Below are 18,128 nucleotides of genomic sequence, written 5' to 3'. Positions count from 1 at the left end.
GTATGCAGCCTGTAGCCTCCCCGAGCGTTTCTGGACTAAGCATGAGAATACTGATCATTGGCCCCAGCTGGGTCGGCGACATGGTGATGGCGCAGACCTTGTTCCAGTGCCTGAAACAGCAGCACCCCGACTGCGTGATCGACGTGCTGGCACCCGAGTGGAGCCGGCCGATCCTCGAACGCATGCCCGAAGTGCGCCAGGCCTTGAGCTTCCCGCTCGGCCACGGCGCGCTGGAGCTGGCCACGCGGCGGCGCATCGGCAAGTCCCTGGCCGGCCAGTACGACCAGGCTATCTTGCTGCCCAACTCGTTGAAGTCGGCGCTGGTGCCGTTCTTTGCCGGCATCCCCAAGCGCACCGGTTGGCGTGGCGAAATGCGTTTCGGCCTGCTCAACGACGTGCGCAAGCTGGACAAGGCCCGCTACCCACTGATGATCGAGCGCTTCATGGCACTGGCCTACGCGCCCGGCGCCGAGCTGCCGCAGCCGTATCCGCGGCCAAGCCTGCAGATCGAAGCGCAGAGCCGTGAAGCTGCCATGGCCAAGTTCGGCCTGGCGCTGGACCGCCCGGTGCTGGCGCTGTGCCCTGGTGCCGAGTTTGGCGAGGCCAAACGCTGGCCGGCCGAGCACTATGCCCAAGTTGCTGACGCGATGATCCGCCAGGGCTGGCAAGTGTGGCTGTTCGGCTCGAAGAATGATCACCCGGTCGGCGAGCAGATTCGCGAACGCCTGATTCCGGGTTTCCGTGAAGAGTCGTACAACCTGGCGGGCGAAACCTCGCTGGCCGAGGCCATCGATTTGATGTCCTGCGCCGATGCCGTGGTGTCCAACGACTCCGGCCTGATGCACGTGGCCGCCGCGCTCAATCGCCCGCTGGTCGCAGTGTACGGTTCCACTTCGCCAGGCTTCACGCCGCCGCTGGCCGAACAGGTCGAGGTGGTGCGCACCGGCATCGAATGCAGCCCGTGCTTCGACCGCACCTGCCGCTTCGGCCACTACAACTGCCTGCGCCTGCTGGAGCCGGGCAAAGTCATCGCTGCCCTGCACAGCCTGGGTGGCCCGAACCTGATCGATACCGTGGCCGAGGTCGACTAAGTGCGGGTACTGATCATCAAGACCTCGTCGCTGGGTGATGTGATCCACACCCTGCCGGCGCTGACCGACGCCGCCCATGCCATTCCGGGCATCCGTTTCGACTGGGTGGTGGAAGAAGGCTTCGCGGAGATCCCAAGCTGGCACCCGGCGGTCGACCAGGTCATCCCGGTGGCGATCCGCCGCTGGCGCAAAAACATCTGGCAGACGATCAAGAGCGGCGAGTGGAAGGCGTTCAAGCAGCGCGTTCGCGAGCGCAAGTATGACCTGGTGATCGACGCCCAGGGCCTGGTCAAGTCGGCCTGGCTGACCCGCTACGTCAAGGCCCCGGTCGCCGGCCTGGACCGCTTCTCGGCCCGTGAAGGCTGGGCCAGCCGCTTCTACGACAGGCCGCTGTCGGTTGCCGTCGGCCAGCATGCCGTGGAGCGTGTGCGCCAGCTGTTCGCAATGGCCCTGGCCTACGACCTGCCGGAAGGCATCGGCCACTACGGCCTCGACCTTGACCGCCTGCAACTACCGCCGGCTGCGCCCTACGTGGTTTTTCTCCATGGCACTACCTGGGCGACCAAACACTGGCCTGAAGCCTACTGGCGTGAACTGGCCGAGCGCCTTGGCCGTCGCAAGCTGCAGGTGCGCCTGCCGTGGGGCAACCCGGCCGAGAAGGCCCGCGCCGAGCGCATCGCCCAAGGCTTGAACAACTGCCAGGTGCTCCCCAAATTGAACCTTGCCGGCGTCGCCCGTGTGCTGGCGGCGGCCAAGGCCTGTGTGGCGGTGGATACCGGCCTCGGCCACCTGGCCGCAGCGCTGGACGTGCCGACCATTTCGCTGTTCGGCCCGACCAACCCAGGCCTGACCGGCGCCTATGGCCGTGTGCAGGTTCACCAGGCCAGCGATTTCCCTTGTGCACCGTGCCTGCAGAAGAAGTGCACCTACAAACCGAGCGCGGACGACCTGCGCCGGTTCGATCTGAAACGCGAGTGGCCACTGTGCTTCACTCGCCTGAATCCCGAGCATGTAGCGAGCCGCCTGAGCGCGCTGCTGCTGGCTGAGGATGTTCGTTGATGCAACTGGCTTTCGTGCTTTACAAATATTTCCCATTCGGCGGGCTGCAGCGCGATTTCATGCGCATTGCCCTGGAATGCCAGAAGCGGGGCCACCAGATCCGCGTCTACACGCTGATCTGGGAGGGTGACATTCCGCCGGGCTTCGAAGTGCTGGTGGCTCCGGTCAAGGCGATCTTCAACCACCGCCGCAACGAGAAGCTCAGCGCGTGGATGGAAGCAGACCTGGCCAAGCGCCCGGTCGACCGCCTGATCGGCTTCAACAAGATGCCGGGGCTGGACGTGTATTACGCCGCCGACGGCTGCTTCGAAGACAAGGCGCAGACCCTGCGCGGCGGCCTGTACCGCCGCTGGGGCCGCTACCGGCACTTCGCCGAATACGAGCGCGCCGTGTTCGCCAAGGACGCGCACACCGAAGTGCTGATGATTTCCGAAGTGCAGCAGCCGTTGTTCATCAAGCACTACGGCACCCCCGTGGAGCGCTTCCACCTGCTGCCACCGGGCATTTCCCAGGACCGCCGCGCGCCGGCCAATGCCGCCGAGATCCGCGCCGGGTTCCGCAAGGAATTCAACCTGGGCGACGACGACCTGTTGCTGGTGCAGATCGGTTCGGGCTTCAAGACCAAGGGCGTCGACCGCAGCCTCAAGGCCTTGGCCGCGCTGCCATCGTCGTTGCGCAAGCGCACGAAACTGATGGTCATCGGCCAGGACGACCCCAAGGTGTTCCAGCTGCAGAGCGCGACCCTGGGCCTGGGCGAACAGGTGCAGTTCCTCAAGGGCCGCAGCGACATCCCGCGCTTCCTGCTGGGTGCCGACCTGCTGATCCATCCGGCGTACAACGAGAACACCGGCACGGTGCTGCTCGAGGCCCTGGTGGCCGGCCTGCCGGTACTGGTGTCCAAAGTCTGCGGGTACGCCCACTACATCGCCGAGGCCGACTGTGGCCAGGTGCTGGACGAACCGTTCGAACAGGAGCAGCTCAATGCTTACCTGCAGCGCATGCTGGAAGACGGGCAGGCCCGCGCCGACTGGGCGCGCAATGGCCTGGCCTTTGCCGACAGCGCCGACCTGTACAGCATGCCGCAGCATGCTGCCGATGTGATCCTGGGGCAGGAGACCGCATGAAGCTGATAGTGGCCGAACCCTTCAAGCGTCTGTGGGCCGGGCGTGATGCCTTCGAGGCCGTGGAAGCGCTGCAAGGCGAGGTCTATCGCGAGCTGGAAGGCCGCCGCACGCTGCGTACCGAAGTCGATGGCGAGGGCTTTTTCGTCAAGATTCACCGCGGCATCGGCTGGGGCGAAATCTTCAAGAACCTGCTCACCGCCAAACTGCCGGTGCTGGGTGCCGGCCAGGAATGGCAGGCCATCCAGCGCCTGCATGAAGTGGGCGTACCGACCATGACCGCAGTCGCGTATGGCGAGCGTGGCAGCAACCCGGCCAGCCAGCATTCGTTCATCGTCACCGAAGAGCTGGCGCCGACCATCAGCCTGGAAGACTTCAGCATCGATTGGGTGCAGAACCCGCCCGAGCCGCGTCTGAAGCGTGCGCTGATCGCTGAAGTGGCGAAGATGACCGGCGGCATGCACCGCGCCGGGGTCAACCACCGCGACTGCTACATCTGCCACTTCCTTCTGCACACCGACCGCCCGGTGACGCCGGAAGACTTCAAACTGTCGGTCATCGACCTGCACCGCGCCCAGACCCGGGCGAAAATCAGCCGCCGCTGGCGTGACAAGGACCTGGCCGCGCTGTACTTCTCGGCGCTGGACATCGGCTTGACCCGGCGCGACAAACTGCGCTTTTTGCGCGGTTATTTCCAGCAACCGTTGCGGCAGATCCTGGCCGAGGAAGCCGCGCTGCTCGCCTGGCTCGAACGCAAGGCGCAGAAGCTCTACGATCGCAAGCAACGCTATGGGGATGCACTCTGATGGCGGGTTGGACACTGGCGCCAGGCTACGAACATCTGGCGTCGGACTTCGGCAGCCTCGATGCGGTCTTTGCCCTCAAGGGCGAACACCTCACGCGTGACCCGCTCAGCGAGGTCATCCGTATCGAGCGTGGCGGGGTCAACTACTACGTCAAGCGCTACACCGGCGCTGGCAAGCATATGCGTCGCTACCTGGGCCGGCCACGCATCAAGGCCGAATGGCAGAACCTCAAGCAGTTCGCCAAATGGGAGATTCCCACGGCCGAAGTGGTGGCCTGGGGCCTGGAACGTAAAGGCCTGGCCTTTGGCCGTGGCGCAATGATCACCCGTGAATTGCCGCACACCGAAGACCTCTCGGCCTTGGCCGAGCGCAACGACGCACGCTTGGCTGACCGGGTCTGGGTCGACAAGCTGAGCCGTCAGCTGGCGCGCCACACCCGGGTGATGCATGAGCATCGTTTCGCCCACAACGATCTGAAATGGCGCAACCTGCTGGTCGACGACCTGGGCACGCTGTTCTTCATCGACTGCCCGACCGGCGACTTCTGGCGCGGCTTCATGTGGCGCCACCGCATGATCAAGGACCTGGCCTGCCTGGACAAGGTGGCCAAATATCACCTGACGGCGACCCAGCGCCTGCGCTTCTACCTGCAGTACCGTGGGCGTCAGCGCCTGAATGCGCGCGACAAGCGGCGCATTCGTCAGGTGCTGAGCTTCTTCGAGGGAAGGGAATGACCGATTACCTGGCCAGCGCGGACCTCGCGCTGCTCAAACGCCATGGCTTGAACGACTTCGAAGCGCTGTGGGCGCTGCAGCTCGACGCCGTGGACGAACCCAACACCGGCCGTGGCGGCTGGAGCAGCGTCTACCGCCTGGAGCTTGAAGGCAAAGGCTACTACCTCAAGCGCCAGAGCGACTACCTGACCCGTACCTTGCACCGGCCGTTTGGCGAGCCGACGTTCGCCCGCGAATTCCGCAATATCAGCCGCTACCAGAAGCTGGGCATCCCAGCCTTGCAGGCTGTTTTCTACGGCGAGCGCAAGCACAACGGCCAGCACCGGGCGATCCTGATGACCCGTGCGCTGGACGAATGGAGTGACCTGGAGGGCCTGCTGGCCCGATGGCCGCAGCTTGCCGATGACGCGCGGGCGGGCATCACCAAGGCTTGTGGCCAGCTGGCGCGCACGCTGCACGGTGCCGGTCAGATACATGGCTGTTTCTATCCCAAGCACATCTTCCTGCGCCAGCGCCGCGAAAGCTGGGAAGCCCAGCTGATCGACCTGGAAAAGACCCGGCCGCTGTTGTTCGGCATGCGCGACCGCCTGCGCGATCTAGAGCCGCTGTTGCGCCGTGCCGGTGCCTGGAGCGAGGCGGACGTGCGTCAGTTGCTGGCCGCCTATCTGCAGCAGCCTGCCGACAGCGCCCTGGTCGACACCTGGCTGCAACGTCTGACGCAACGCCGTCGTGAAAAAGAGGCCCGCTGATGCGTTTGTCCGAACTCAAAGACGCCGGGCGCAGCCCGACGTTGCCCTTGAGCATCACCCTGGCCGATGCCGCTGGCACGGCTGACCTGCAACTGCTCAGCCTGCTGCGGGTGCTGCCGGGCCAGCGTTATGTCGGCGCCGGCATTTGGCGCGGCACCCCGGTGCTGGCCAAGTTGCTGGTCGGCAGCAGTGCCGCACGGCATTTCCAGCGCGAACTGGATGGCGTGAAGCTGCTGGCCAAAGAGGGCCTGACCACACCGCAACTGCTGGCCGACGGCCTCAAGGAAGGCGAGGGCGGCTGGCTGTTGTTCGAATTCCTCGATGGCGCCGAAAGCTTGGCCGATGCCTGGGCTGCGGTGGAAAACCTGCCGGTACTGGCCGACGAGCAGCACCTGGTGCTGGGCGAAGCCCTTACTGCCGTGGCACAGATGCATGCACAAGGCCTGTGGCAGGAAGACCTGCACCTGGACAACCTGTTGCGTCACGGCGGCAAGCTGTATCTGATCGACGGCGCCGGCATCAAGGCCGAGACGCCCGGCCAGCAGTTGTCGCGTCCACGTGTGCTGGAGAACCTCGGGGTGTTCTTTGCCCAGTTGCCCAAGCGCCTGGAGCCGTTCATCGAAGAGTTGCTGGTGCACTACCTGTTGGCCAACGCCGAGCACGCATTGCCGATGGAGGCGCTGCAGAAGCAGGTGGACAAGGTGCGCAGCTGGCGGCAGAAGGATTACCTGGAAAAGGCTGGTCGCGAGTGCAGCCTGTTCAGCGTCGAGCGCAGCCTTTCTGGCCTGCGGGCTATCCGCCGCAAAGAGGTGGACGCCATGCGGCCAGTGCTGGAGCAAGCCGACGCGCTGATCGACCAGGGCCATCTGTACAAGACCGGTGGTGCGGCCAGCGTGGCGCGCATCGAGGTGAACGGTCGCAAGCTGGTGCTCAAGCGCTACAACATCAAGAACACCGCGCACTGGTTCAAGCGCTTCTGGCGCCCGAGCCGCGCCTGGCATTCGTGGATCGAAGGGCACCGCCTGGAGTTCCTCGACATCGCCACGCCCCGCCCGCTGGCGGTGCTTGAGCAACGGGTGATGGGCCTGCGCAGCCGCGCCTACCTGGTCACCGAATATGTCGATGGCCCGGACCTGACTGCGTGCTTTGCGCCCTACGTCGAGAATGGTAATGCGCCTGAAGAGCAGGTCGATGCGCTGGTGCACGTGATGCAGCAGCTGATTCGCGAGCGCATCAGCCATGGTGACTTCAAGGGGCACAACCTGTTCTGGGACAACGGCCAATGGTCGCTGATCGACCTAGATGCCATGTGCCAGCACGCCACCCAGCTCAGCTTTGCCCCGGCCTATGCCCGTGACCGGGCGCGCTTGCTGCGCAACTGGCCAACGGGCAGTGCCTTGCATCAGCGGCTCGACCGACTACTGCCCAGGCTGACCGAATAAGCCTCGGGCAGCGTCAGCCAGTCGCTGCTGCGCCCAGCCTGACGCAGGCGGATGCGCCACTGGCCATCCCGCCAGCGCAGGATGGCCCATGGCACGACGCCGGCGCCGGTGGCTTCGGGGATCTGCAAGTGATAGTGCCCGGCCAGCAGGTGGCGGCGCAGTGGCAGCTGACCGCCCTGGGTCTGCAGGTAAAGCTGTTGATGATTCGTGAACAGGCCCACGGCGTCGCTGCTCGGTAAGCCGGCCATCGGTACCTGCAGGCGGCAATCGTCGAACAGGCGTACCAGGTCCGGGAGGCCGTCGTACCAGAGCAGTGGCGAATCGATGACCCAGTTGCCGTCCGCCAGACGCTTGATTGGCTGCGTGAGATAGGCATCCGGGCGGTCAGGGTCGATGGCCCGCCAGCGGCTGCCATCGAATGAGACCTTGTAGTAGCGCCCTTGGGTATCTTGAATGAAGTACTCGGACAAACCGTCGAAGGCGGAAGTCTTTTCAAACACTTCCTCGCCGTACACCCCGTCGATGCGATAGCGCAGGTTGGTCGTTTCAGGGGTAACGCTGAACCGTGGCGGCAGTGGCAGCGGCGGTTGCTTGGGCATCCCACGTAGCATGCGGCGCATCAGCCCCGTGCTGGCCAGGCTGGTACCCGCATCGTTGAGGTGGCTCAGGGCATTGTAGGCATGGTTGAGCACACCGTTGAGGTCCTCCTGGCGGTAGGCTTCGATGCCGTTCCAGATCTCCAGTGCCATGCGCCCAAGTGCCAGCGGAATCATGACTTTGGTCGGCAGGAAGATGCTGATCAGGTCCAGCAAGGTCCAGCCCAGTTTCAGCGCCTGTTCGGCATCCACTTCGGCGGTGCTGTGGCTTTCGGCGTCTGCCGTTGCCAGCATGCCCCGAACTTCGGCCATGTAACAGGCCAGGAACAGGTCGTCGTCGATGGGCGGTGTCTCTAACACCCGGCCCAGGCGCCCCTTGAGCAGCAGCTTCTCGACCTGCGACGCGGGCAGGAGCGGCAGGCGCTGGGCGAAGTAGGTGCGCAGCAAAGGCTTGTCGCGCAGCAGGCGCAGCAGTGCGCGGGGGTTGGCAAATGAGCGCCAGACGCGTCGGTCCGGCGCGTCCGGGGTGTAGAGCACGAAGGCGGTGATGTTGCGTGAGCCACTGGCCAGCAATAGCACTCCCTGCACGGTGTTGCGTTGGATCAGCAGCTGGCGGGCAATCACCGCGTGCCCGTCCACACGCGGGCGCAAGGCATTGTGCGGTTGCGACAGCACCTGCTCTACCCAGCGATAGTGGCGCTCTGACCAGTCGTTGGAGAGATGTCCCGCGTAGCGTGCCTTGGCCGCTTCGGCGCGCATGCGAGCACGGTTGACCTTGCTGTGTGCATGCAACCGCCACTTGCCTGCCGCTGAGTCGATCAACTGCGTGCGCAGGTAGCTCGCGTAGCTGTCACCGACATTGAGGCTTCTGACCAGCGTCTTGATGTAGCTTGGGTTCAGCTGGGTCGGCAGGGCCGTGCCGTCGCTCCTGACTACCCGTGCGGTCAGCCAGTAGTCATAGTCGAACCAGGCCAGATTGCGGATGGCCAGTTCATCCAGCGGATAACTGGCATGGATAGCCTCGACCAGTTCTCCGCCGACTTTTTGGAAGCCCCGCCAGGTTACGTAGGGCGAAGGTTGCAAGGGGTTGATCCAGGGCCCGGTCTGGCGTGTGTACACCACCTTGATCAGGATCTCTGACGGCGCCACGGTCAAGCCCAGGTCATGACGAAGGCGATCTCGTACACGTTGCCTGGCCCAGCCCTGGAGCGATTCGCGTTGCTGGAACTGCTTGAGCGTGAGAATGCCGGGAGCGGCGACCTGCTCGCCGGCAGCGATCAGCTCCTGCATCCCTTGCATGATGTGTGCGAGCGCCTGAGGCGTTGCCGAGCGCAGCCAGTCGGGCAGGTTTTTTTCCAGGAGGGCCGCATAACGGGTGTCGAGCAGAGCTTTGCTGCCGGCCTCGGCGCGCAGTGTCATGGCCTCGCGCAGCTTTTCGGCTGCTCGCTCCGGGACGTTGGCCGACAGTGTCGACCAGGTCTGGTTGAGGCGCAGGCGCTGGGCTTCCAGCAGGCAGTCGACCTGCGTCTGCAACGGGTCATCGGCGTACCACTCGTAGCGCAGGCGGTCGGCCTGGCGGGCATTCTCGATTTGCGTATCGCTTACCAGCAACTGCAGCAATGGCCCGCTTTGGAGTGGATCGTCCAGGCGCTCGCACAGCTCTTGGTGCAGTTCGTGCAGCGAGGAATAGGCTTCCATGCCCTGTGCCAGGCCCATTAGCAGCGCAGGGCCGGTTGCCTGGTCGGCTTCGAGGTTTTGCCCTTCCGCCTGTCCGGTGACGATCACGAACATACCGGGGAGTGCCGCGCGCCATGCCGGGCTACCACGCAGGAGCACCGGGCGGTAGGCCTGCACCCGACGTGCGAGCGGCTGGTGCCGGCGCTGCCAGGCATGAGGGAGGTCGAGGAAGGTGCCGATGACCCTGGCCAAGTCCGCGCTCAACGTCTGGTCGGCCGCGCGCAGGTCGGCCTCGGCATGCATCATCGCCCGACGGATGTCGGCCAGCCGGGTGGCTCGCGAGCGGCCTTGGCTGTCGGCGGCGGCCCAATAATCGGCCAGTTCACCATGCAGGTGCTGGCGTGATTGCAGTGGCAGGGTGACGACCGGCATCGCTTCGAGCAAGGCCAGCACCTGCTGGTGCAGGAAATCAATACGTTGCAGGGGTAGCATGTTCCGCTCTCCGTGTGTCAGGGAGCGGGCATGCTGGATTGAGCAGGTCGTGCCCGGGAGTTAGTCGTCTACCTCACCGGCGCAGGCCGCGCAGGCTAAGCCATGCGGGGATCCCAAGACCAACCCAGGCGAGCATGTCCCAAACGCCATCACCGAGCAGGGCGGCGAACAGCCCCAGCGCAGCCAACAAGGCGATGGCGGCTGGCCAGGCGAACACCCTGGCAGTTGATCGCGAACGATGGCTCATGCCTTGGCCTCCCGTGGTCGGCGTTGCTTGCCCCACCAGAGGTACACGCCGCTGCCGAGCACGATGATGGTCAGCACGTCCAGCACGGCCCACAGCACCTGCATCGGGCGGCCACCGTAGTCGCCGAAGTGTAACGGTTGCGAAAGCCCCATGGCGTCCATGTACCAGGGCCGCTCACCGACTGCGGTCACCTCAAGGGTGCGGGCATCGATCAGTACCGGGGTGAACAGGTGCGAGCTCAGGTGAGTGGCCCCGTTCATGAACACCGCATAGTGGTGCTCGCTGGAGAAGCGTGTGCCGGGGAAGGCAATGAAGTCCGGGCGCATGCCGGGTGCGGCCTGTTCGGCGATGTCCAGCAAACGGCTGGCTGGCGCCCTTTCGGTGAGCGGCGGGGCATCACGATAAGGGGCGACCATGGCGGCCAGGCTGTCGTTGCGCCAGGCTGCAATGACCAGGTCGGAGAGGGCGCTGATCACGCCGGTGACGCCGACGGTAAGGGCCCAGGCCAGGGTGACCACGCCGATCAGATTGTGCAGGTCGAGCCAGCGCAGGCGGCGGGATTTTTCGTGGCGCACGGTGGCGAAATCCAGGCGGCGCATGAACGGTGCGTAGAGGACGGTGCCGGAGACGATCGCGAAGACGAACAGCACGCCCATGAAGGCCAGCAGCAGTTTGCCGGGCAGGCCGGCGAACATGTCTACGTGCAGGCGCAGCATGAGCATCATGAAACCGCCATTGGCGGCCGGCATGGCCACGGCTTCGCCAGTGCGGGCGTCGAGCATGAAGGTATGAGACGAATTGGGTTCGGTGTCGGCGGTGGCAGCGGTGATCGCGAGTACCCCGTTGGGTTCATCCTTGTCGAAGCCGAAGTACTGCACAACCTCACCGGGGCGATGCTGCTCAGCTTTCAGTACCAGCTGTTGCAGGTCCAGGTGCGGGGTGCCGGCAGGCATCTCGCGCAGCTCTGCAGCATCGCCGAGCAGGTGTTCGAGTTCGTGGTGGAAGATCAGTGGCAGGCCGGTGAGTGCCAGCAACAGCAGGAACAGGGTGCAGACCAGGCTGCTCCAGGTGTGGATCACCGACCAACGGCGGATGGTTTGGCTTTTCATTACATTATGTTTCTCGATGTCCAGAACGACCAAAGCCGCCCCAGGGGGACGGCTTGGTCGACATGCTCAGCCAGTCAGGTCATCACCACTTGTAGGAGGCACTGGCCACGACGCTGCGTTCGTCGCCGTAGTAGCAGTAGTAGCTATCGCAGGTGGAGAGGTAGTCCTTGTTGAACAGGTTGGTGGCATTGACTGCCACCGACGCGCCCTTGAGGCTGTTGCTCAGGCGCCCCAGGTCGTAGTGCACGGTGGCGTCGAACACGGTGTAGGCGTTGGCCTTGCCCAGGTAGGTGTTGGCTTGGTCGCCGTAGGTGTTGCCGGTATAGCGCGCGCCGCCGCCGATACCGAAGCCGTCGAGCACGCCGCTGTGCCAGGTGTAGTCGGCCCACAGCGAGGCTTGCTGGTTGGGCATCAGCTGCAGGCGGTTGCCCTTGTATAGGCCATCCTGCACTTGCGACTTGGCCAGGGTGTAGGCGGCGGTCAGCTTGAGGTTCTCGGTGACGTCGGAAACCGCCTCCAGCTCCAGGCCATGGACTTTCACTTCACCGGTCTGGCTGGTGGAGGTCACACCGCCTTCGTTGTTGGTGACCGAGACGTTTTTCTGCGTCAGGTCATACACGGCTGCCGACAGCAGGGTGTTGGAGCCCGGTGGCTGGTACTTGATGCCCAGTTCCCACTGCTTGCCTTCGGTCGGTTTGAACGATTCGGTGGCAGACGCGGAGGCATTGGCGGCCGGCTGGAACGACTCGGCATACGACAGGTACGGCACGAAGCCCGAATCGAACACGTAGCTGATGGCGGCGTTGCCGCTGAACTGCTTGTCCCGCTGGGTATTGGTAGCATCCCCTTGGTTGAAGTACTTGGTGCTGGTGTGCACCCAGTCTTCACGGCCGCCCAGGGTCAGGCGCCAGTTGCCGAGGGCCATCTGGTCCTGGACGTACACGCCGGTCTGACGGGTTTTCTGGTCGTAGTCGTAGAACGCCGTGGAGCGGTCCGGGCGGGTGATCGGTACCCCGTACACCGGGTTGATCACATTGCTGTCCGGCACGTTGAAGCCGAAGATCGACAGGTAGTTGGTGTTGACGCGCTGGTGGTCCAGGCCCAGCAGCAGGGTGTGGGTCACGTCGCCGGTGGCGAAGTCGGCCTGGAAGTTGTTGTCCACCGCGAACTGACTGATGTCTTCATCGGTGTTGGTGGACATGCGGCTGACGGTGCCATCGTCCTTCACCGGGCCACCTGGCTCGTAATAGCTGCCAGGGGTGATGGTCTGGAATGCCAGATCCGTCTTGGTGTAGCGCAGGTTCTGACGGAACTGCCAGACATCGTTGATGCGGTGTTCGAAGGCGTAGCCCAGCGCGTAGTAGGTGCGGTCGTAGAACTCGTAGTCCGGATCACCGAGGTTCTTGTGGTGGGAGATCTTGCCGAACGGCATGTCGATCTTGGTGCCCTGGATCGGTCGGAACTGGCTGGTGGCACCGGTATCGTCGCGGGTGAACTGGGTCAGCAGGGTCAGCGAGGTGTCGTCGTCGATGTTCCAGGTCAGGCTTGGCGCGATGTTGTAGCGCTTGTCGTCGATATGGTCGATCTGCGTACCGCCGTCGCGGATCACACCACTGACGCCGTACAGAAAACGGCCTTCGTCATCGATCTTGCCGGTGCTGGCGAAGTTGATCTGGCGGTGGTTGTCACTGCCGTACTGCAGTTCGATCTCGTGGGCGCTTTCAGCCTGCGGGCGGCGGCTGACCATGTCCAGCAGGCCGCCGGGCGGGGTCTGGCCATACAGCGACGAAGCCGGGCCACGCAGCAGGGCCAGGCGGTCGAGGTTCCAGGTTTCGGCTTTCGGGTTGGCGTACACGCCCCGTGGCAGCGGCAGGCCGTCGAGGAACTGGGTTGGTTCGAAACCACGCACGCGCATCCAGTCGTAGCGGGTGTCGCTGCCGAAGCTGGCGGAGACGATACCCGGCATGTATTTCACAGCGTCGTCCAGGCTGTGCACGCCGCGGTCGCTCATCTGCTGACGGGTGGCCACGGAGATCGAACGCGGGACTTCGACCAGTGCGGTGTCGGTCTTGGTGCCGGCGGCGGTGCGCTTGGCCAGGTAACCATCGACCGGGCCCCAGGCGCTCTCGGAAGCGCTGGCGGCGTTCACGGTGGTTTCCGGAAGGGCCAGGGCACCCTCCGGCACGGCCACCAGGCTGTAGCTGCCCACGCTGCTCTGCTGCAGTTGCAGCCCGGTGCCCAACAGGGCGGCCTGCAGGGCGCCGAGGCCGTTGTACTGGCCATTGACCGGGGCCGAGGTACGGCCGCTGACCAGCGACGGGTCGATGGCCAGGGCGATGCCCGACTGGCTGGCGATCTGGTTCAGGATGCTGGCCAGCGGTGCGGCGGGCAGGTTGTAGGCGCGCGGCGCGGACTGCTCGGCGGCGAACAGGGCGGTGCTGGACAATGGCGCGGCCATGGCGATAGCCAGGGCCATCAGGCTGGGACGCAGGATACGATCAACGGCACGGGACATGCAGCGGTTCCTCGACGGATAAGTGCTAACTGCTTCCTTGCCGAGCGAGATTCCAGAAGTGACAGGGGGAATCGGAAAAAAAGTGAGAATTATTTGAATCTGGCTTTTGCCTGCACCGGCCTCTTCGCGGGACAAGCCCGCACCTACAGGTGTGTCGCAGATTCAAGGGCTGTGGGAATCCTGTGGGAGCGGGCTTGTCGGGGCGCCGAACCGCCGCGAATAGGCCGGTACAGGATTACTTGGGAACGACGGTCACCCACCACGGCGTATGCCGCTCGATCTTCACCGGCAGCGCCGGCACCAGCGAAGCCAGGGCCAGGTCGGTGTCGGTCAGCGGGAAGCTACCGGTCACGCGCAGGTCGGCCACTTCTTCAGCCACGCCCAAGTGACCGCTGCGGTAGTGGCCCAGCTGTTTCAGCAGGTCGGCCAGGCGCACGTTGTCAACCACCAGCATGCCGCGGGTCCAGGCGTCGGCCCCGGCCTGCACCGCGCCTATCCGGCCCAGGCCGTTGCTGTTCATCAGCACCTGTTGGCCTTCGTGCAGGACCTGTTCATCACCGCTGTTGTGCGGCATGGCGGCTACCGACGACTGCAGGACTTCCAGGCGCGTGCCGTTGTCTTCGCGGCGCACCAGGAAGCGTGTGCCCAGCGGGCGCAGGCGGCCATCGTCGGTACGTACCAGCAACGGGCGTGGGTCGTCGTGGCCGGTTTCCACCGAAATTTCGCCTTGATGCAGCACCAGCACACGCTGGTTGCCGCCGTAGTCGATATCCACGGCGGTGTGGGTATTGAGGCTCAGCAGCGTGCCGTCGGCCAGGCGCAAGGTCCGCAGTTCACCGGTGGTGGTGCGTTGATCAGCCAGCCAGTAACTGGGCGCCAACGACGGTGTGCCGACCCCGGCCAGCACAGCGCCGAGCAGGAACAGGCCAGCAAGCCCGCTGCCGGCCTTGCCGATCCGGCGGCGCAAGCTGACGCGCGATTGCAGCAGGGCCTGGCGAGCCGGGCCGGCAGCGACGCTGACGCGGTGGTCGAGCGCGCCGAGCTGGCGCCAGGCACGGGCATGTTCTTCGCTGGCGGCATGCCAGCGGATGAATTCGTTGCGCTCGTCTGGAGTGCCGCTGCCATCGTCCAGGCTCATTTTCCAGGCAATGGCGGCTTCCAGCACCCGCGACGAAACCGGTGTGTTGTTCACGTCGGTTCCCCGTACAGGGCCACATAACACTGGCGCATGCCCTGGGCGATGTACTGGCGCACGCGTGACACCGAAACGCCCAGGCGTTCGGCAATTTCGGCGTGGCCCATGCCATCCAGGCGGTTGTGCAGGAAGGCTGCGCGGGCCTTGCTCGACAGCTTGCCGAGCAGGCGGTCGATGGCTTTGAGGTCTTCGAGGATCAGGTGCTGGGTTTCCGGGGACGGGTGTTCGGCTTCAGGGATCAGCGCCAGCTCGGCCAGGTAGGCTTGCTCCAGCGCCGCGCGACGGAAGTGGTCGAACATCAGGCCCTTGGCCACGGCAGCGAGGAAGGCACGCGGCTCGCGCGGGGTGTCCAGTTGCTCGCGCCCGAGCAGGCGCACGAAGGTGTCCTGGCTCAGGTCTTCGGCACGTTGGCGGCAGGCCATGCTGCGCTGCAGCCAGGCGAGCAGCCAGCTGCGGTGGTCGCGGTACAGCGAGCCAACCAGTTCGGCGTGTGGGCTGTGGACAGAAGACACGCAGCGTCCCCCCGGAACGAATGCATTAACTAACGATAATTATTCGCGATTGTTGCAGAGGCGGGGGGTAGGGTGCAATGGACGCTTATCGGATTGCCATCATGGAAAAGGCTCACGCCTATTCAAAGTCCGTGGTTATGTACTGCGCGCCTGCGCCAACCCCGCAGCCGCTGCTCCAGCTGCAATGGGCTGTCGAGCTGCTGGCGGCGGGCCTGGCTGAACAGGATCAGCGCCAGCTCCGCCGTGACCTGTGCATCGGCGCTGGCATGGTGACGCTCATCCACCTGCAGGCCGAAGCGTGCCACCCAGTCATCCAGCCCGGCCTCGCGCAATACGGTGTCGGGGTTGAGCATCGGAGCCAGTTCCGCCACGTCGAGAAAGGGCAATTGCAGGCGATGGCCCAGGCTTTCCTTCAAGGCGCGGGCAAGTATGCGCTGGTCGAATGGTGCATGGAACGCCAGCACCGGGCTGTCGCCGATGAATTCGAGCAGGTCGAGCAAGGCTTCGGCCGGGTCGCAGCCAGCGGCCAGGGCACTTGGCCCAAGGCCATGGATCAGCACACTGGCGTTGGTTTTCTGTTCAGGGCGGTGCAGGGTGCGTTCGAACTGCTGGGCGAAGTCAATGGCGCCGTCCTCGATGGCCACCGCGCCGATCGACAGCACCTGGTCGCGGTTCGGGTTCAGGCCACTGGTCTCCAGGTCGAGCACCACCCAGCGCTGCTCGCGCAACGAGCAGACTCCCAACGGCCTGGCCTTGGGCAGCCGTGCCAGGCGCTGACGCAAGGCACCGTCCAGCAGCGGGGCAGCGGGGCGCAGCCAGGCGAACAGGCTCATAGCTGATACCGCAAGGCCAGGCTGCTCTGCAGGCGCTGGGCCTGGCGCAGGGATTCGCGCAGGATGCGCCGGTCCAGATGGTTGAGGCTGTCCGGATCGAGGCGGTTGGAATACGGCAGGTTGTCGCGGGTCTGGCGCTGGTGCTGCTGCATGCGGGTTTGCTGGATGAAGTGGTAGGCCTCTTCATAAGCGGCGCCGTCGAGTGCTTCGATGACCCCTTTGTCGACCAGCTGGCGCAGGCGCTCCAAGGTGTTGCAGGCACCAATGCCATTGGCCAGGGCCAGCAGGCGGGCGCCATCGACGAAGGGGGTCAGGCCCTGGACCTTGAGGTCGAGGGTGGCGGCCTTGTCGTTGCCCTGGCGGGTCAGCACGAACTCGCGCAGGCGGCCCACCGGCGGGCGCTGGCGCAGGGCGTTGTCGGCCAGCATGCGCTGGAAGATGCGGTTGTCCGCCACCTGCTCCAGCAACTGCCGGCGCAGTTGTTCGCAGCCCTGTTCATCGCCCCAGACCACGCGCAGGTCGAAGTAGATGCTCGAACCCAGCAGGTTCTCCGGGCTGGCTTCGCGCACGAAGCCGGCAAAGCGCCGGGCCCATTCCGTGCGTGACAGGCACAGCTCGGGGTTGCCGGCCATGACGTTACCCTTGCACAGGGTGAAGCCGCACTGGGCCAGGCACTGGTTGATGTACTGCGCCAAGGGCAGCAGGCGTGCGCGAATGGCCTCGGCTTCGGCGTCGTCGCTGGCTTCGAAGAGGATGCCGTTGTCCTGGTCGGTGTGCAGGGTCTGCTCGCGGCGCCCTTCGCTGCCAAAGCACAGCCAGCTGAACGGCACGCCGGGGTCGCCACGTTCGGCAATGGCCAGCTCGATCACCCGGCACACCGTGTGGTCGTTGAGCAGGGTGATGATCTGGGTGATCTGCGTCGAGGAGGCGCCGTGGGCGAGCATGCGCTCGACCAGCTGGCCAATCTCGCCGCGCAGCTGCACCAGCGAGTCGAGGCGTGGCGCATGGCGGATGGTACGCGCCAGGTGCACCAGGTCGACCCGCTGCAGGGAGAACAGATCACGCTCGGACACCACGCCACACAGGCGCTGGTTGTCCACCAGGCAGACGTGGGCGATATGCCGTTCGGTCATCGCCATGGCCGCATCGAAGGCGCTGGCTTGGGGGCTGAGGTAGAACGGCCTGGAGGTCATGTGCTGCTCGATAGGCGCGCCGAGGTCGGCATCGGCGGCCGCCACCACCTGGCGCAAGTCGCGCAGGGTGAAGATGCCCACCGGGTAGCGCTGTGGGTCGACCACGACGATGCTGCCGACCTGCTGTTCATGCATCAGGCGCACCGCCTCGCGCAGCGGTGTATCCGGCGCGCAGACCACGGGGTGACGCATGGCCAGTTCGCCCAGCGGGGTATTCAGCGAGTACTGGGTGCCGAGGGTTTCCACCGCGCGCTGTCGGACCTGCTGGTTGACCTGGTCGAGCAGGCTGCTCACGCCACGCAGTGCAAAATCTCGAAACACTTCCGACATCGAGAACACGCGGATGAACGCGGCCTTGTTCAGCTGCAGGCAGAAGGTGTCTTCGCCGGCCAAATGTTCGGTGCGTGTCGCCCGCTCGCCGAGCAACGCTGCCAGCGGGAAGCATTCGCCGCCGGTGATCTCGAAGGTGGTTTCCACCCCAGGCTTGACCAGGTGCTGGCGCTCGCCGACGACCCGGCCCTGCTTGACGATGTAGAAGTGCTCGACTGGCCCGTCCGTGGGTTTGATGATGCTTTCGCCGCTGGCATAGAAGCGCAGCTGGCACTGTTCCACCAGGAAGGCCAGGTGGCTCTGCTCCATCTGGTTGAACGGCGGGAAACGCTGCAGGAACTGCAAGGTGCCCTGGATGTTCTGCAGTACTGCCGTTCTTCCCGCCTGACTGTAGGCGTCCTTTTTGCTCATGACACTAACCGTATCG

The 18,128-nt window shown here is 64.9% G+C and carries 15 protein-coding genes; 7 read left to right on the top strand and 8 right to left on the bottom strand.

Annotated features, from left to right (window positions below; genetic code table 11):
- The first annotated feature begins 41 nt into the window (after positions 1 to 41).
- From waaF to ACLEJU_RS12710, 7 genes are read left to right on the top strand one after another with little or no spacing between them, the layout of a single operon-like run.
- Positions 42 to 1,091, top strand: a complete 1,050-nt coding sequence (waaF, locus tag ACLEJU_RS12740) for a lipopolysaccharide heptosyltransferase II (protein WP_435424960.1) — start codon at positions 42 to 44, stop codon at positions 1,089 to 1,091.
- The gene (waaC, locus tag ACLEJU_RS12735) at positions 1,092 to 2,150 is read left to right on the top strand and encodes a lipopolysaccharide heptosyltransferase I (protein WP_159408599.1); all 1,059 of its coding nucleotides are present in this window, start codon (positions 1,092 to 1,094) and stop codon (positions 2,148 to 2,150) included.
- Positions 2,150 to 3,274, top strand: a complete 1,125-nt coding sequence (locus ACLEJU_RS12730) for a glycosyltransferase family 4 protein (RefSeq protein ID WP_435424961.1) — start codon at positions 2,150 to 2,152, stop codon at positions 3,272 to 3,274. Before waaC ends, ACLEJU_RS12730 begins: the two co-directional genes overlap by 1 nt.
- Positions 3,271 to 4,077, top strand: coding sequence for a lipopolysaccharide core heptose(I) kinase RfaP (gene rfaP / locus ACLEJU_RS12725; protein ID WP_435424962.1), 807 nt, complete (start codon positions 3,271 to 3,273; stop codon positions 4,075 to 4,077). The genes ACLEJU_RS12730 and rfaP overlap by 4 nt, the downstream gene beginning before the upstream one ends.
- Positions 4,077 to 4,811, top strand: a complete 735-nt coding sequence (locus tag ACLEJU_RS12720; RefSeq protein WP_435424963.1) for a lipopolysaccharide kinase InaA family protein — start codon at positions 4,077 to 4,079, stop codon at positions 4,809 to 4,811. The genes rfaP and ACLEJU_RS12720 overlap by 1 nt, the downstream gene beginning before the upstream one ends.
- Complete coding sequence (locus tag ACLEJU_RS12715; RefSeq protein ID WP_435424964.1) at positions 4,808 to 5,560, top strand: lipopolysaccharide kinase InaA family protein; 753 nt, start codon at positions 4,808 to 4,810, stop codon at positions 5,558 to 5,560. Before ACLEJU_RS12720 ends, ACLEJU_RS12715 begins: the two co-directional genes overlap by 4 nt.
- A complete protein-coding gene (locus tag ACLEJU_RS12710) occupies positions 5,560 to 7,002 on the top strand; it encodes a lipopolysaccharide kinase InaA family protein (RefSeq protein WP_435424965.1) in 1,443 nt (480 codons plus the stop codon). Before ACLEJU_RS12715 ends, ACLEJU_RS12710 begins: the two co-directional genes overlap by 1 nt.
- On the opposite strand, the gene ACLEJU_RS12705 is transcribed toward ACLEJU_RS12710, so the two are convergent.
- The 8 genes from ACLEJU_RS12705 to ACLEJU_RS12670 form a co-directional block, all read right to left on the bottom strand.
- Positions 6,963 to 9,767, bottom strand: a complete 2,805-nt coding sequence (locus tag ACLEJU_RS12705; protein WP_435424966.1) for a dermonecrotic toxin domain-containing protein — start codon at positions 9,765 to 9,767, stop codon at positions 6,963 to 6,965. The genes ACLEJU_RS12710 and ACLEJU_RS12705 overlap by 40 nt on opposite strands.
- 73 nt (positions 9,768 to 9,840) lie before the next feature.
- Positions 9,841 to 10,014 (bottom strand): hypothetical protein, encoded by a 174-nt coding sequence (locus ACLEJU_RS12700; protein WP_435424967.1) that lies wholly within the window; start codon positions 10,012 to 10,014, stop codon positions 9,841 to 9,843.
- A complete protein-coding gene (locus tag ACLEJU_RS12695) occupies positions 10,011 to 11,123 on the bottom strand; it encodes a PepSY-associated TM helix domain-containing protein (RefSeq protein WP_435424968.1) in 1,113 nt (370 codons plus the stop codon). Before ACLEJU_RS12695 ends, ACLEJU_RS12700 begins: the two co-directional genes overlap by 4 nt.
- A gap of 82 nt (positions 11,124 to 11,205) precedes the next feature.
- On the bottom strand, positions 11,206 to 13,638 hold the full coding sequence (locus tag ACLEJU_RS12690) for a TonB-dependent siderophore receptor (protein ID WP_435424969.1): 2,433 nt from the start codon (positions 13,636 to 13,638) through the stop codon (positions 11,206 to 11,208).
- 235 nt (positions 13,639 to 13,873) lie between these two features.
- A complete protein-coding gene (locus ACLEJU_RS12685; RefSeq protein WP_435424970.1) occupies positions 13,874 to 14,830 on the bottom strand; it encodes a FecR domain-containing protein in 957 nt (318 codons plus the stop codon).
- The gene (locus tag ACLEJU_RS12680) at positions 14,827 to 15,345 is read right to left on the bottom strand and encodes an RNA polymerase sigma factor (protein ID WP_159408610.1); all 519 of its coding nucleotides are present in this window, start codon (positions 15,343 to 15,345) and stop codon (positions 14,827 to 14,829) included. The genes ACLEJU_RS12685 and ACLEJU_RS12680 overlap by 4 nt, the downstream gene beginning before the upstream one ends.
- Before the next feature lie 122 nt (positions 15,346 to 15,467).
- Positions 15,468 to 16,178: a 3'-5' exonuclease gene (locus ACLEJU_RS12675; protein ID WP_435424971.1), complete on the bottom strand. Its 711-nt coding sequence runs from the start codon at positions 16,176 to 16,178 to the stop codon at positions 15,468 to 15,470.
- Complete coding sequence (locus tag ACLEJU_RS12670) at positions 16,175 to 18,112, bottom strand: DUF294 nucleotidyltransferase-like domain-containing protein (RefSeq protein WP_435424972.1); 1,938 nt, start codon at positions 18,110 to 18,112, stop codon at positions 16,175 to 16,177. The genes ACLEJU_RS12675 and ACLEJU_RS12670 overlap by 4 nt, the downstream gene beginning before the upstream one ends.
- Positions 18,113 to 18,128 lie beyond the last annotated feature (16 nt).

Source organism: Pseudomonas sp. SMN11 (assembly GCF_052041945.1).
In the GTDB taxonomy this organism is placed as follows: Bacteria; Pseudomonadota; Gammaproteobacteria; order Pseudomonadales; family Pseudomonadaceae; genus Aquipseudomonas.
The sequence above is the reverse complement of the archived record's forward strand: the minus strand, read 5'-3'. Positions and strand labels throughout refer to the sequence as shown.